The organism is Clostridium pacaense, assembly GCF_020709765.2.
Taxonomy (GTDB): Bacteria; Bacillota; Clostridia; order Lachnospirales; family Lachnospiraceae; genus Enterocloster; species Enterocloster hominis.
This window is the reverse complement of the sequence record NZ_JAJFEB020000001.1, coordinates 471,381-487,032: the sequence shown is the minus strand read 5'-3', so window position 1 is coordinate 487,032 and position 15,652 is coordinate 471,381. Positions and strand designations below refer to the sequence as shown.

Annotated in this window: 14 protein-coding genes; 13 read left to right on the top strand and 1 reads right to left on the bottom strand. The window is 54.7% G+C overall.

The window, feature by feature from the left end:
• The 12 genes from cobJ to LK536_RS31855 all read left to right on the top strand — a co-directional run bounded on the left by cobJ (position 1) and on the right by LK536_RS31855 (position 12,343).
• Complete coding sequence (cobJ, locus tag LK536_RS31910) at positions 1-750, top strand: precorrin-3B C(17)-methyltransferase (protein WP_474912139.1); 750 nt, start codon at positions 1-3, stop codon at positions 748-750.
• On the top strand, positions 740-1,591 hold the full coding sequence (cobK, locus tag LK536_RS31905) for a precorrin-6A reductase (RefSeq protein ID WP_227794979.1): 852 nt from the start codon (positions 740-742) through the stop codon (positions 1,589-1,591). The genes cobJ and cobK overlap by 11 nt, the downstream gene beginning before the upstream one ends.
• On the top strand, positions 1,581-2,900 hold the full coding sequence (locus LK536_RS31900; RefSeq protein WP_025482138.1) for a bifunctional cobalt-precorrin-7 (C(5))-methyltransferase/cobalt-precorrin-6B (C(15))-methyltransferase: 1,320 nt from the start codon (positions 1,581-1,583) through the stop codon (positions 2,898-2,900). The genes cobK and LK536_RS31900 overlap by 11 nt, the downstream gene beginning before the upstream one ends.
• Complete coding sequence (locus tag LK536_RS31895) at positions 2,885-4,468, top strand: cobyrinic acid a,c-diamide synthase CobB (protein WP_227794978.1); 1,584 nt, start codon at positions 2,885-2,887, stop codon at positions 4,466-4,468. The genes LK536_RS31900 and LK536_RS31895 overlap by 16 nt, the downstream gene beginning before the upstream one ends.
• Positions 4,458-5,516, top strand: coding sequence for a nicotinate-nucleotide--dimethylbenzimidazole phosphoribosyltransferase (gene cobT, locus LK536_RS31890; RefSeq protein WP_227794977.1), 1,059 nt, complete (start codon positions 4,458-4,460; stop codon positions 5,514-5,516). The genes LK536_RS31895 and cobT overlap by 11 nt, the downstream gene beginning before the upstream one ends.
• 63 nt (positions 5,517-5,579) lie before the next feature.
• The gene (locus LK536_RS31885) at positions 5,580-6,131 is read left to right on the top strand and encodes a bifunctional adenosylcobinamide kinase/adenosylcobinamide-phosphate guanylyltransferase (RefSeq protein ID WP_227794976.1); all 552 of its coding nucleotides are present in this window, start codon (positions 5,580-5,582) and stop codon (positions 6,129-6,131) included.
• Positions 6,132-6,185: 54 nt separating this feature from the next.
• Positions 6,186-7,031 (top strand): adenosylcobinamide-GDP ribazoletransferase, encoded by an 846-nt coding sequence (locus LK536_RS31880; protein WP_227794975.1) that lies wholly within the window; start codon positions 6,186-6,188, stop codon positions 7,029-7,031.
• A complete protein-coding gene (locus LK536_RS31875; RefSeq protein WP_008725225.1) occupies positions 7,028-7,465 on the top strand; it encodes a bifunctional adenosylcobinamide kinase/adenosylcobinamide-phosphate guanylyltransferase in 438 nt (145 codons plus the stop codon). Before LK536_RS31880 ends, LK536_RS31875 begins: the two co-directional genes overlap by 4 nt.
• Before the next feature lie 102 nt (positions 7,466-7,567).
• Complete coding sequence (gene cbiB / locus LK536_RS31870) at positions 7,568-8,551, top strand: adenosylcobinamide-phosphate synthase CbiB (protein ID WP_227794974.1); 984 nt, start codon at positions 7,568-7,570, stop codon at positions 8,549-8,551.
• A gap of 157 nt (positions 8,552-8,708) precedes the next feature.
• Positions 8,709-9,905, top strand: coding sequence for a pyridoxal phosphate-dependent aminotransferase (locus tag LK536_RS31865; protein WP_227794973.1), 1,197 nt, complete (start codon positions 8,709-8,711; stop codon positions 9,903-9,905).
• A 45-nt stretch (positions 9,906-9,950) separates the two neighbouring features.
• Positions 9,951-11,537, top strand: coding sequence for a cobyric acid synthase (locus LK536_RS31860; protein WP_227794972.1), 1,587 nt, complete (start codon positions 9,951-9,953; stop codon positions 11,535-11,537).
• Between the two features lie 155 nt (positions 11,538-11,692).
• Positions 11,693-12,343 (top strand): precorrin-8X methylmutase, encoded by a 651-nt coding sequence (locus LK536_RS31855; RefSeq protein WP_120058246.1) that lies wholly within the window; start codon positions 11,693-11,695, stop codon positions 12,341-12,343.
• A 13-nt stretch (positions 12,344-12,356) separates the two neighbouring features.
• Here the strand turns inward: LK536_RS31855 and LK536_RS31850 are convergent, their stop codons facing one another.
• Positions 12,357-13,763: an amidophosphoribosyltransferase gene (locus LK536_RS31850; RefSeq protein ID WP_008725232.1), complete on the bottom strand. Its 1,407-nt coding sequence runs from the start codon at positions 13,761-13,763 to the stop codon at positions 12,357-12,359.
• Between the two features lie 241 nt (positions 13,764-14,004).
• On the opposite strand from LK536_RS31850, the gene LK536_RS31845 reads away from it, so the two are divergent.
• Positions 14,005-15,645: a response regulator gene (locus LK536_RS31845; protein ID WP_008725233.1), complete on the top strand. Its 1,641-nt coding sequence runs from the start codon at positions 14,005-14,007 to the stop codon at positions 15,643-15,645.
• The last annotated feature ends 7 nt before the right edge of the window (positions 15,646-15,652 follow it).

Sequence of the window (15,652 nt, the reverse complement as noted above, 5' to 3'; positions counted from 1 at the left end):
ATGGGCAATATCAGGCCAGGCACCATGTATGTGGTGGGAATGGGGCCGGGGAGCATGGACCAGATGACAGGCGCTGCCCTGGAAGCGTTAAAGCGCTGTCAGGTCATTGCCGGATATACGGTTTATGTGGATTTAATCCGTGAGCATTTTCCTCATAAACAGTTCCTGACAACGGCAATGACAAGGGAAGAGGAACGGTGCCGGAGGGCACTGGAATGCTGCATGGAGGGCAAGGACACGGCCATGATATGCAGCGGAGACGCGGGCATCTATGGCATGGCGGGTCTGATACTGGAGCTGGCGGGACAATATCCCGGAGTACAGGTGGAAATCGTGCCGGGGGTTACGGCTGCCAGCGCAGGCGCTGCGGTGTTGGGAGCGCCTTTGATGCATGACTTTGCGGTCATCAGCCTCAGTGACAGGCTGACTCCTTTGGATGCCATATGGAACCGGGTGGAGTCGGCTGCCCAGGCGGGCTTTGTCATCTGCATGTATAATCCGGCCAGCAAGGGAAGACCGGATTATTTCAGGCAGGCATGTGAGCGGATCCTTAAGTACCGGGGTGAGGATACGGTGTGCGGCCTTGTATCCAATATAGGCAGGGACGGACAGCACATGGAGGTGATGAGCCTGGGGGAAATGAAGGACAGGGCTGTGGATATGTTTACAACCGTCTATATAGGCAGCCCGCAGACAAGGAAAATCGGGCAGTATATGGTAACTCCCAGAGGCTACAGGTATGAGGGATGACAATGCATGGAATGATATGGCGGAAAAGGGCAGCCGGATAAGGCAGAAAAAGGCAGTCCTTTTTGCAGGAACAACGGAAGGGCGTCTGCTTGCAGCGTATCTGGCAGGCCTTGGCTGCCGGACGGTTGTGTGTGTGGCAACGGAGTATGGGCGGGATGTTCTGGAGGGGGGAAGCCCGGATAACAGCAACCCGGATAACAGCCTTCTGGATATCCGGCAGGGCCGCCTGGACCGGGAGTCCATGGAGGAACTGCTGGAAGAAGTCCGGCCGGGGATGGTGATTGACGCCACCCATCCATATGCAACGGAGGTGACGGAGAATATTAAACAGGCATGTAAGGCATTTCCTCAGATCCGGTTCATCCGTTGCCTGAGAAGGGAAAGCAGCCCCACAGGTGATGATGTCATCCATGTGCCGGATGTAAAAGCCGCGGTTCGGTGGCTGGCAGGACGGGAGGGCAGCATACTGGTCACGACAGGCGTTAAGGAGCTTTCTGCTTTCAGCAGTCTTCCGGATTACCGGCAGAGGATATTCGCCAGGGTGCTGCCGTCTGTGGAATCCGTGGACATATGCAGGAAGCTGGGATATGAAGGACGGCATATCATTGCCATGCAGGGACCGTTTTCAACGGAAATGAACCTGGCCCTGTTAAGGGAGTTTCAGTGCCGGTTCCTGGTGACAAAAGACGGCGGAAGGGCCGGGGGGATGGATGGGAAGCTGGAGGCTTCCAGGGCGGCAGGGGTACAGGCCGTGCTGATTGACAGGCCGGAACGCGCCGGGGGTATTTCCCTGGAGGATGTAAAAATACAGATAAAGGAGTGGATGGAACATGAGAGATGAGAACACATTTTCCCAGGAGCTTCGGCCGGTCGTGTATCTGGTCGGTATCGGTATGGGAGGGGAGGACCAGCTCACCGGACGGGCCATGGACTGCCTGGAAGCTGCCCAGGTCATAACCGGGGCTGACCGGATGCTTGAGAGTGTGCACCCTTACACCGAGGGAAAGCGTGTGTTTTCCGCCTACAAGCCCAGTGAGATGGTACAATGGCTGGGAAGCTTTAAGTGGGAGGAGGCGGCGCTGGTGCTTTCCGGCGACACCGGATTCTACAGCGGTGCGGAAGCAGCTGCCAAGGCATTCATGAGGGAAGGATGGGATGTGGAATATGTTCCGGGTGTGTCCAGCCTGTCCTACTTTTGCGCCAGGCTGGGGAAGAGCTGGCAGAACGTCCATCCAATCAGCAGCCATGGGCGGGAGTGCGATGTGGTGGCCCATATAAGGAACCACAGGTCCTGCTTTATCCTGCTGGGCGGACCAGGAAGCGTGTCCTCCCTGTGCAGGCAGCTGGTGAGCAGCGATATGAGCCATGTGAATATATGGGCCGGAGAAAATCTCTCATATGAAGATGAACGTATTACCTGGGCGATGACGCCTGCTGAACTTATCATGGAGGATGAGCACCGGCCCTTTGGAAGCCTGGTATGTGTCCTGGTGGAAAATGACGAAGCGCTTGAGGGACAGCTTTATCCGGTAAAGGGGCCTGAGGACAGTGAGTTCATCCGGGGACAGGTTCCCATGACAAAGGCAGAGGTGCGCAGGCTGTCATTGGAAAAGCTCCGCATTGGGGATGGGGCTGTCTGCTATGATATCGGGGCAGGGACTGGTTCCGTGGCAGTGGAGATGGGGCTGGAAATCCGGCGCAGGGGAGGCAATGGGGAGGTTTATGCCATTGAGCGCAGCCTGGACGCCCTTCAGCTGATACAGTCCAACTGCCAGAAATTCCATGGAGGCTGGCAGGGCTTCCATATTGTGGAGGGCGAGGCGCCGGAGGCAATGGACGGACTGCCGATGCCGACCCATGCGTTTATCGGAGGAAGCGGCGGGAAGATGCCGGCAATCGTGGAGGCGCTTCTGGCAGCCAATCCACAGGTAAGGATTGTGGCAAATGCCATTACGCTGGAAACTGTTGGGGAGATTCTGGACTGCATGAGGAAGTTCGGATTCCAGGATACGGAACTGACCCAGGTACTGGCGGCAAAGGTGGAAGTGGTTGGCGCCTATCATATGCCAAAAGCACAGAATCCGGTTTATGTTGCAGTGATGCAGAACCCGTCTTTGGACAGTGAGGAGATCCAATGGCAGGAGTTATGATAGCTGCTCCTAAAAGCGGCAGCGGAAAGACCATGATTACCTGCGGCCTCCTTAAACTCCTTGACAGGAAAGGATGGAACCCGGCCCCCTTCAAATGCGGCCCTGATTATATTGACGGCCTGTTCCACAACAAGGTTCTGGGATTGGAAAGCGGGAACCTGGACAGCTTTTTTGAGGAACCGGACCATATGCGTGAGAAAATTTCTCACATATCTGCAGGCCGTTTTGTGGTGGCCGAGGGAGTCATGGGTTACTTTGACGGTTTAGGAGGAATTTCCGCGAAGGGCAGTACGTGGGAAATCTCCCAGATCCTTGAACTGCCTGTCATCCTGGTGGTGGATGCCAAGGGAGCCAGCCTGTCTCTGGCGGCCCAGGTCAAGGGATTCCTGGAATATGTCCCCAGGGATGAGGAAGGAAAAGAAATCAAGTGTGTCAACCGGATCGGAGGTATCCTGTTTAACCGCATATCCCCCATGATATATGGAAGGGTAAAGGCGCTCATAGAGGAACAGCTCCACGTTCCGGTCATCGGCTATGTGCCGGAGCTTGATTTCCTCCAGGTGGGAAGCAGGCACCTGGGCCTGGTCCTGCCGGATGAGATAGACGGGCTTAAGGGACAGATGGAGCGGCTGGCTGACTGCATGGAAAAGACAGTGGATCTGGATGTGCTCTCCATGATTAGCGGCGGTAAGGGAGAAGCAGCGGAATTAAATCCTGGGAGGGGGCATCGTGCCCGGCCGGGAAAAGCGGATTCAGGCAGGGAGCATCGTGCCCAGCAGGGGAATCCGGATTCTGACAGAAATCAATATCCGAATCCAGGGAAGGCGGATTCCGATGAGATGAATTGCCGTCAGATGTGGTGTGGAAAAAGTGGAACGGCACCTTTTGCTCATGGATGTGAAAAAAACTCAGACAGACAGTTTTACCTGGGCGTGGCCCTGGACGAGGCGTTCTGCTTTTACTACAGGGACAACCTGAACGCCCTGGAACATGCAGGGGCCAGGCTGGTATACTTCAGTCCCCTCCACGATGAAACGATACCGGATTATCTGGACGGCCTGCTTTTTGGAGGGGGATATCCCGAGAATTATGCAGGGGAACTGGCTGGCGGTATATCCATGCGTTCTTCGGTGGCTGATGCGGCGGGCCGGGGAATGCCCATATTGGGAGAATGCGGAGGTTATCTATACCTGCTTGAGACATTGCAGGGCATTGACGGGAAGGACTATCCGATGGCGGGCGTGCTGCCCGGCCGCGGCTTCAGGGGAGATAAAAAGGGACGTTTCGGTTACATCACCCTTAGCCCGGACGGAACCCTTCCGTACATACTGCCGGGCATGGAGATAAAGGGCCATGAGTTTCATTACTGGGACTGTGAATGCGGGGATGAGGAATACAGGATGACAGCCAGGAAACCGGTGGGCGGCAGGTCATGGCGCTGCATGCGGACCAGGGGGGATGTGATGGCTGGCTTCCCCCATCTTTATTATCCCTCCTGTCCTGGATTTACAGAGCGGTTTGCAGACAGATGCATCATATTTGGAAGGAAAATGGGACATGAATCTTGATGAAGTGGTAAAGTCAGTAAAACAGGCTGATGAGGCAGCCGTGAAACAGGCCCTCAGGCGCTGGGACCAGGTGGCAAAACCCCTTAACAGCCTGGGGGTCCTGGAGGAGGACATTGTGCGGATTGCGGGGGCATCCGGCACAGCCGCAATCGATATCAGTAAGAAGGCCATTGTGGTGATGTGCGCTGACAATGGAATCGTGGAGGAGGGGGTGACCCAGACCGGACAGGAGGTCACTGCCATTGTGGCGGGAAACATGGCAAAGGGCTGTTCCTGTGTCTGCATCATGGCCGGGAAAGCCGGTGCGGATGTCATCCCCATTGATGTGGGGATAGCTGGTCATGACCCCATTCCCGGCGTGCTTCCAAGAAAGATTAAAGAGGGCACGCAGAATTTCCTGAAGGCCCCGTCCATGAGCCGCGGCCAGGCCCTAAGGGCCATGGAGGTGGGAATCAGGCTTGCGTATGAACTGAAGGAAAAGGGATATGGGCTGGCCGGCTCCGGGGAGATGGGGATTGGCAATACAACCACCAGCAGCGCAGTGCTGTCCGTGCTTCTTGACCAGGAGCCGGACGCGGTAACCGGGCGCGGCGCAGGGCTTACCACGGATGGATACAGCCGGAAAATCCAGGTCATAAAAAATGGGATTGCCCTTCACCGGCCGGACCGGTCAGATCCGGTGGACGTGCTTGCCAAGGTGGGGGGATTTGATCTGGCGGCCCTGGCTGGTTTTTACATAGGATGCGGTATGGTACGTCTTCCTGTGGTGCTGGATGGCCTGATTACCGGTGCGGCAGCCCTGGCAGCAGTTAGGATCTGTCCCCAGGTCAGGGATTTTTTGCTGGCTTCCCATGTTTCGGCAGAGCCTGCAGGGGAAATGGTGCTGGACGCCCTGGGCCTTCGGCCTGCCATCCGGGCCGGGATGTGTCTGGGGGAAGGGACTGGGGCGGCTGCACTTTTTCCGCTTCTTGACATGGCGGCAGCCGTATACACGCAGATGAGCAGTTTTGAGGAAATCCAGGTGGGCCAGTATGAACACCTGGTCTGATACATATCTGACATCAACGGTACCGGAACAGTATTCCATGAAATCCGAAGGGAGGAGTGGCCTGTGATTTATCTCGTGACAGGCGGCAGCGGCAGCGGCAAATCAGAATACGCGGAGAACCTTGTGATGGCCTCAGGCTGCCCTGTGCGTTATTATGTGGCAACCATGACCGTGTATGGGGAAGAGGGAAAGGCGAAGGTCCTCCGCCACCAGGAACTGCGCAGGGGAAAGGGATTCATCACAGTGGAATGCCAGGCAGATGTGGGTACGGCCCTGCGCGGTATCAGGAACAGCAATCAGGAGAAGGCCATCCTGCTTCTGGAGTGCGTGTCCAACCTGGCTGCCAACGAGATGTTTGCAGATGGGGGGGAGGGACAGGGAAATGTCTCCATTGACAAGCTGGCAGACAAATTGCTCAAAGACATCCTCTGCCTGGCATCCCAGGTAAAGGATATGGTCATTGTGACCAATGAGGTGGCGTCCGACGGTATCATATATGATTCAGGGACGGCAGGGTACATACGCCTTATGGGACTTGTCAACAGTCGCCTTGGGGCATGTTCCCACCGGGTTGTGGAAGTGGTATATGGAATCCCTGTTGTATGGAAAGGGTAAGGTTAAAAATCCTGTTATACGCAAAAGGATAAAGGAGAGGAGCTGAGTAATGGTATGAATGGAATTTATTCCTGCATAATAGCTGTTTCCATGTATTCCAAGATTCCCATGCCTGCGGTGGAATGGACAGAGGAACGGATGCGCCATGTCATGTGCTTTTTTCCATTTGTGGGACTGGCCCAGGGGGGAGTACTGGGACTGTGGTTTTATCTGGGGCTGGATGTGTTTGCACTGAATCCCCTGACGGCTGCGCTGATAACGGCAGCTATTCCTCTTCTGGTTACAGGCGGAATCCACATGGACGGCTTCATGGATACCATGGATGCCATCCACTCCTATGGTGAACGGGAGAAAAAACTGGAAATCCTGAAAGACCCCCATCTGGGGGCATTTGCCGTCATATCACTGGCAGTCTATCTTCTCCTGTATCTGGGGGTGGTGAATGAGTACGTGCTGTATCTGTCCGGCTGCGAAGGGGATTTTAGGTTCCTGCTTTACGTGATGCCTGGACTGGTATTTGTGATGGAGCGGGCATTCAGCGGGCTCTCGGTGGTCACATTCCCATCTGCCAAAAAGGACGGGCTGGCTGCTGGGTTTGCACGGACCGCACAAAAGCGTACGGACAGGATTGTGCTGGCCGTCTGGCTGGTCATATGCCTGGCCGTTGCAGCTGCCCTGGGATGGAGGGCAGGCGGATTGGCCGGGGCGGCTGTTTTAAGCCTTGGCCTGGGATTGGGCCAGCTCCTTGTGTTCTGGTGGTATTACAGGATGTCATTAAAAGAATTTGGAGGAATCACAGGGGATCTGGCAGGCTGTTTCCTTCAGGTGTGTGAACTGGCCGGACTGGCTGTGCTGGCGGCGCTGTTAAAGACAGGGATACTGGGAGGTCATGTCATATGATTTTGGTTATCGGAGGAAGAAGCCAGGGCAAGAGGGAATTTGTCCAACAAAACCTTATACCGGAGGCGGATGCAGGGACGGTCCGGTGGGCGTCCGGCGGGGACGGGGGATGGGAATCCTATATGAACAGCAGGTACTGCTGTGATTTCCATCTGTTTATCAGACGCCTCATGAGCCATGAGCTTGGGGTTGGAGCCAACGGGGATCCCTGGAAGCCCGGGGATGAAAAACAGATGGAAGAAATCCTGAAAGCCCTGCGGGAAGATGCCCCGGACCGGATTCTGGTGACGGATGAGATTGGCTATGGGATTGTTCCGGCAGATGCCATGGAACGGCAGTACCGGGAGGAAACAGGACGCCTGTGCTGCCTGGCGGCAAAGGAGGCCGATGAGGTCTGGCGGGTCTTATGCGGGCTGGGACAGAGAATAAAGTGACTATGCTGGGACAGGGAATAAAGTGACTATACTGGGACGGGGAGTAAAATGACTATGCTGGGACAGGGAATAAAGTGACCATATGGAGGACGGAATAGGAACATGGCTGGATGGTTTGGATTATGGAAATTACATGGGATGGCGCTGCTTGCAGGATGTGTCCTGGACTGGATCCTCGGCGATCCGTATCATTTCCCGCACCCGGTCCGCCTGATGGGGCGGATGATTACATGGCTGGAAGGATGCATCAGGAAATGGATGGGCGGCAGGGAACTGGCAGCCGGTTTTTCCCTCACAGCCGCCATGTGCGTGGTGTGGTGCCTGGTTCCGTGGGGCGTACTGTATGCATTGCGGCAGATTTCATTTCCTTCCCTCTGGATCCTCCCCTTTTGCGTTGAGACAATCATCTGTTACCAGATGCTTGCAGCCAGAAGCCTGTGCACGGAGAGCATGAAGGTATTCCGCAGCCTGGAGGCCGGGGATGTGGAAGGGGCCAGGACCCATGTGTCCATGATTGTGGGAAGGGATACGGCGGTGCTGGACCAGTCCGGTATTGCCAGGGCTGCCATTGAGACCGTGGCGGAGAATGCGTCCGATGGGGTAGTTGCCCCCTTTCTTTTCATGGCCCTGTTTGGACCGGTGGGAGGAATGTTTTATAAAGCAGTTAACACCATGGACTCCATGATAGGGTATAAGAATGAGAAATATATCCTCTTTGGAAGGGCGGCGGCAAAACTGGATGATATCTTAAATTTCATTCCGTCCCGCCTGACCGGAGGCCTTATGGTGCTGGCCGCCTTTCTCCTTCCGGGAATGGACGGAATCCATGGATGGCGCATCCTGATGCGGGACAGGCATAAACATGCAAGTCCTAATTCAGCCCAGGCCGAGGCTGCATGTGCAGGCGCCCTGCATCTGAGGCTGGCAGGGGATGCCTGGTATTTCGGGACACTGCACAGAAAGCCCTTTATCGGGGATGATGACCGCCCAGTGTGTCCGATGGATATTAAGAAGGCCAACCAGCTCATGTTTACAGTGGAGATGATCCTGATGGCCGCGCTGGCAGCCATCCTGGTCCTGACATGACCTGTACACGATATAAAAGGTGATTATACGGAAAAAGTATTTGTGGAAATAGGATTATACGGAAAACAGTGTTTGTGAAGATTCATGGAAAATAAAATGGACAAAAAGCAGTGTTTGTAAAGGTTTGTAAAGAATGGCTTGAGAGGAGAACCGATTCATGCAGTATCAGCACGGCGGGGATATTTACACCCGGGAAATCGATATGGACTATTCCGCCAATTTGAATCCCCTGGGGCTTCCGGACGGGGTAAGGAAGGTACTGGAATCCTGTATACATACGGATGTGTGCAGCGTATACCCGGACAGCCGCTGCGGGAAGCTGCGGGAGGCGCTGGGCCGGTTTCATGAAGTGCCGGAAGAATGGATTATCTGTGGAAATGGAGCGGCGGACCTGGTGTTCGGACTGGTCCATGCCTGTATGCCAAGGAGAGGACTGGTGACAGCCCCGGCTTTTTCCGAATATGAACAGGCAATGGTGACATGCGGATGCAGGGTGGACCACCTGTTCCTGGAGGAAAAGGAAGGATTTTCGCTGGATACGGAGGTCCTTCTCCAGCGGATTACAGGGGCGGCAGGGGAAGGCAGGCCATATGACATGGTATTCCTGTGCAATCCCAATAATCCAACAGGCATACCTGTACCGGCAGGGGAAATCAGACGGGCGGCGCAGGTATGCCGTGGTTCTGGCACGCGCCTTATCATGGATGAATGCTTCTGTGATTTCCTGGATGGACCGGAGGCATGCTCCGTGATTCCGTTCCTGGAGGAATACCCCAATCTTTTTGTGCTCAAGGCATTTACCAAGCTGTATTCCATGGCAGGACTGCGGCTGGGATACGGTCTTTGCAGTGATGGACACCTCCTTGAACGCCTGGGTGAGGTGAGGCAGCCTTGGTCCGTGTCGGGCCTTGCCCAAAAGGCAGGCGAGGCAGCCCTTAAAGAGCAGGATTTCGTCAGACGTACGAGGGAAGTGGTTGGGACGGAACGGGAATGGATGCGGGTAGAACTGGAAAAACTTGGGTTTACCGTATATGACTCCCAGGCCAACTATCTGTTTTTTAAGGTATTTCAAGGAAAAGGGGATGCCGGGCCGGACAGAGGGGATACTGGGCCGGACAATGGAGATGCCGGACAAGGCAGCCCCGCGGGGCGGGACATGGAAATGCCCGCAAAAGGCTGGCTGTACCACCGGTTGTTGAAGCACAAGGTGCTCATACGGAGCTGCAGCAATTATCCAGGACTCAATTCCTCCTTTTACCGGGTCTGTGTAAAGACAAGGGAAGAGAACCAACGGCTGATGGAGTACATGACGAAAGCAGTAAAAGAAGAAACAGGGCAAGGCGGGATGGCTTAAAGTGAACAGCACAGCCCCCAAAAGAGCGAACAGAGGAGAACGATAATGGCGAGACCAATCATGATTCAGGGAACCATGTCCAATGCGGGAAAAAGTATCCTGGCAGCCGGACTTTGCCGTATATTCATGCAGGACGGATACAGGACCGCGCCCTTTAAATCCCAGAACATGGCATTGAATTCCTATATTACATCGGAGGGCCTGGAGATGGGACGGGCACAGGTGGTCCAGGCAGAGGCGGCAGGCATACGCCCCCATGTGGATATGAACCCAATCCTGCTGAAACCCACCACGGATGTGGGATCCCAGGTGATTGTCCATGGCATTTCCAGGGGCAACATGAAGGCCAGGGATTACTTTGCCATGAAACGCAGCCTGATTCCGGAAATCATGGCATCCTATGAACGGCTGTCCAATGCCTATGACATCCTTGTCATTGAGGGCGCGGGAAGCCCGGCGGAAATCAATCTCAAATCAGACGATATCGTGAACATGGGCCTTGCAAAGCTGGTGGACGCCCCGGTGCTGCTGGCAGGTGATATTGACAGGGGCGGTGTGTTTGCCCAGCTTTACGGCACCGTGGCCCTTCTGGAGCAGGAAGAACGGCAGCGGATTAAAGGGCTTATCATCAACAAATTCCGGGGGGACAGGTCCATACTGGACCCCGGGACCGCGATGCTGGAACAGCTGTGCGGCATACCGGTCATGGGGGTGGTGCCCTACATGGATGTGGATATTGAGGATGAGGACAGTTTAAGCGCCCGTCTGGACAATGGTCAGGCCCCCGGTCTGGTGGACCTGGCGGTCATCCGTCTGCCCAGGATATCCAATTTCACGGATTTTAATGTGTTTTCCAGGATACCCGGGGTATCCCTGCGCTATGTTTCCAGGGTTTCAGAACTGGGGACGCCGGATCTGGTATTCCTTCCGGGTACGAAGAATACCATGGATGACCTGCTGTGGATGCGCCAGAACGGCCTGGAGGCCGCAGTGCTTAAGCTGGCTCATAAACAGATACCCATATGGGGAATCTGCGGCGGATACCAGATGCTGGGGGAAGTGCTCAGGGATGTTTCCGGTGTGGAGTCCGCAGGCGGCAGGGAGGTTCCAGGTATGGGGCTGCTGCCGCTGAGGACTGAGTTCCAGGAGGAAAAGGTAAGGACCCAGGTGGAAGGTTCCCTGGGAGAACTGGACGGTGTCCTGGCGCCCTTATCAGGCCGATGCATCAGCGGCTATGAAATCCATATGGGCCGCACGTCCATTGACCGGGAACATGGGGCCATGGATACCGCAATGCTGGTGTCCTGGCGCCGGGAACCCGTCATCTGCCGCCCGGCCTCCTATGTGATGGAGGTACAGGATACGGATCAGCAGGGCTGTGAGAGGAAACGGGTGAAGGAGGACGGATGGAACCGGGGGAATATCTACGGGGCCTACATCCATGGTATGTTCGACCATCCGGGGATAGCGGAGACGATTGTATCCTCACTGGCGGCACGGAAAGGGATATCCATGGATGAGGTCAGGGAAGGGGATTATGAAGCCTACCGCCAGCAGCAGTATGATAAGCTGGCAGATGTACTGCGGTCCAGCCTGGATATGGATGCCATTTATAAGATGATGGGGTTATAGGGCGCAAAGACAGCTTTTTAAGGTAATGGCGGCAATGGACCCGTAACAGACCAATAGCAGACCGGCCATGGGATGTCAGACGAAACAGTAACAGAACGGCAGCAGGGGCTTTGGGATACCATGCTCCAGACTGCCATATAAGGAGACAAGACAGAATGTTAAATATACAATTGGAACAGGTGCTTCCCTCGGAGATAGAGCGCCGCAGTTTTGAACTGATTGACCAGGAGCTGCAATCCATGGGAATCCGCCTGGAGCCGGAACAGGAGCCGGTCATCAAGCGGGCCATCCATACAACGGCTGATTTTGAGTATGCCGGGAACCTGGTGTTCTCTGAACACGCGGTGCAAAAGGGGATTGACGCCCTCAGACAGGGGGCTGTAATCATCACGGACACCAATATGGGATGGTCCGGGGTGAATAAGAAGAAACTGTCTTCCCTGGGAGGGGAAGCGCTCTGCTTCATGGCAGATGAGGACGTGGCCAGGGAGGCGGCTGAAAAGGGGACCACCAGGGCAGTGGCCAGCATGGAGAAGGCGGCCCGGTTATTTGGAAGGAACCGTCCCTGTATCTTTGCCATCGGCAATGCCCCCACTGCCCTGATCCGTCTTTATGAACTGGTGAAGGAGGGGAGCATTACCCCGGCCCTGGTCATAGGGGCGCCGGTAGGTTTCGTGAACGTGGTCCAGTCCAAGGAACTGATCCTCACGCTTGGGGATACGCCCTACATCGTGGCAAAAGGAAGAAAGGGGGGCAGCAACGTGGCGGCCGCCATCTGCAATGCCCTCCTTTATCAGATTGGATGATTGGGTAAATGATTTATTTTTTTCCGTTCCAGCAGTAGGTGCAGAGCTTACATGGGGAAATGCCGATGGATTCCACCAGGTCGTCCAGCCTGTGGTAGCGGAGTGTGGTAAAGTTAAGGCGTTTCCTGATTTCCTCCATCATCTCCTTGTAATTACCACTGTCCGGGTTGGCATAGTCTGCCAGCAGTTCATCTGATACGCAGTCACCTTCCCGGTCCTTGATGATACGTCTGGTAATCAGGTCCAGCTCCGAGGAGGAGCGGGAGAAATTAAGATAGGGGCAGCCAAACATCAGGGGCGGGCAGGCGGGCCGGATATGCACTTCCTTTGCGCCGCTCTGGTATAGGAATTCAGAGGTCTCGCCTAACTGGGTCCCCCTGACAATGGAATCGTCAATCAGCAGCAGTTTTTTGCCTCGGATCAGCGCGTCCACGGGAATCAGCTTCATTTTCGCAATCAGGTTGCGCTGGCCCTGGTTCTGGGGCATGAAGGAACGGGGCCAGGTAGGTGTGTATTTGATGAAGGGGCGTGCAAAGGGGATGCCGGATTCATTGGCATAGCCGATGGCATGGGCGATTCCCGAATCAGGTACGCCGGCCACCACGTCAGGCCTTGCCTCGTCCCGTTTGGCCAGAAGCTTTCCGCATTCATAGCGCATGCTCTCCACGTTCACCCCTTCGTAGGTGGAGGTGGGATAGCCGTAGTAGACCCAGAGGAAGGAACAGATTTTCATCTCCTGTCTTGGGGGACTCATGGTTTCCACTGATTCCGGGGTCATGAAGACGATTTCGCCGGGGCCAAGCTCCTTGTAGTCGGAGTAGCCCAGGTTGATAAAGGCAAAGCTCTCAAATGAGGCGCAGAAAGCGTCCTCCTTTTTTCCGATTACAACAGGTGTCCTGCCGTATCTGTCCCTGGAAGCGTAGATGCCTTTTGGGGTCAGCAGCAGTATGGTCATGGAGCCTTCAATCCGCTCCTGGGCATACAACAGCCCTTCCACCAGGGAAGACTTCTGGTTAATCAGGGCAGCCACCAGCTCCGTGGAATTGATGCGCCCGTGACTCATTTCCATAAAATGTATATGTCCGTTCCTGTATGCTTCCTGTATCAGCTCGTCCTGGTTGTTGATCTTGCCCACCGTGGTGATGGCAAAACTTCCCAGGTGTGACTGGATTAATAAGGGCTGGGGTTCGTTATCGGAAATACATCCAATCCCAAAATATCCCTCCAGCTCGTTTAAATCGCCGTCAAATTTTGTACGGAACGGGCTGTTTTCTATATTATGGATGGAGCGGGCAAAGCCCTGTTCCCCATACACGGCCATGCCGCCGCGCTTTGTACCAAGATGGGAGTGGTAATCGACTCCGAAAAAAAGATCCAATGTACAGCTGTTCTTAGATACAACACCAAATATTCCGCCCATGTATATTCCCTCTTTGATAGTAGTGGTCTGTCATTCTGCCTGTTACAGGACTTATCATAACATATATTAGCATTAAAGGACAATATGAATGATATATTATTTATACTTATAATGCCTCATAAGCAGTGCAGGACATCCGGGGAATTGCAAAATAATAGGACTCATTGTATAATTAATGGATATATTAACAGCCAGGATTTCAGAAAGATATTTTATCATAGAGGAGAAAAGGGGCATTCATATGGACTTATACAGGATTATTCTGGTGGATGACGAGGAAGAGGTCAGACAGAGCATCATCAGGAAGATTAACTGGACAGAAGCAGGGTTTCAGGTTGTGGGGGACGCGGAGAACGGGGAGGACGCCATGGAGAAGGTGGAGGCCCTGGAGCCGGACCTGATCCTTACGGATATCCGTATGCCGTACATGGACGGGCTGACCCTGGCGGAGAAGGTGCGCCAGAAATATCCCTCCATCAAAATCGTCATATTTTCCGGATACGATGACTTTGAATACGCCAAGCAGGCCATCAAGCTGAATGTGACGGAGTATATATTAAAGCCCGTGAACGTGGAGGAGCTGACCGCCATCTTAAAGCGCATCAAATCCAACCTGGACGAGGAAATTGAACAGAAGCGGAATGTAAGCCTGCTGCGGGAGAACTATATCAAAAGCCTTCCCATCCTGCGCGAACAGTTCATCAACGAGCTGATCAGTTATCCGGTGCCGGAAGAAACCGTGGCCGACCGTCTGCAGGAATATGACATACCCCTTGCCGGGGCCAAGAAGTGGGTGGCTGCCGCCATTGATATCGAGCCGGAGGAAATCCGGGGCAGCGCCATGCTCCCCCTGCACAAGGAGAAGGACCTGATTCCCATCTCCGTGATGCAGATCGTGGAGGAGAAGTTAAGGAATTACTGCCGCTGCGCCCTGGCCACCTCGGCCAGGACGGCGGCGGCGGAGATTGCGGTCATTGCGGCCATTGACGGGGAGAACAGCCAGACCGGGCTGATTGATGTATTGGGTGATATCTGCAAGGAGACAAAGAAAATCCTGGAGGTCCCCATCACGGTGGGAATCGGCCACGGGTGCCAGGCGTTGTCTGAAATCAGCAGTTCCTACAAGGCTGCGGTGGACGCCCTTGGATACAAGGCCATCGTGGGAAGCGGGAGCACCATCTACATCAATGACGTGGAGCCGGTCAGCGGCGGTAAGCTGCAGTTTGACGGCAAGGACGAGGCGGAGCTGATTGCGGCCATCAAGTTCGGCCCCAGGGAAAAGATAGAGGAAGCCGTGCGCAGCGTCATGGATAAGATGAGCGATGCAAAGGTGCATTTCCGCCAGTGCCAGGCTTATATGCTGAGCGTGTCCAGCAGCATCATACAGAGGATCCAGCAGCATGACCTGGATATGGCCCAGATCCTGGAGGAGGGGGAGGAGCACGAGGATACCTTTGCCCTGATTCCCAAGATGCAGAAAAAAGAGGATTTCAGCCAGTGGCTTCTGTCCGTGGCCCTGCGGATGAACCAGGTGATGAACCAGGAACGTGACAACACCATGAAGCAGGTAATCCAGGAGGCCAAGGAATATATCATGGACAATTACCAGGATCCGGACCTTTCCGTGGAGAAAATCTGCCGCCACCTGCATATGAGCCCGGCCTATTTCTCCACCATGTTCAAGAAGGAGACGGGACAGGCTTACATCGCCTACCTGACCGAGGTCCGGCTCAACAAGGCGGTGGAGCTGCTCAATAAGACCGATGACAAGACCTATGTGATTGCATCCAAGGTGGGGTATCAGGAACAGAACTATTTCAGCTATGTGTTCAAGAAACGCTTCGGGATTTCCCCCACTAAGTTCAGGGGAGCGAAAAGGTAAGGAGATG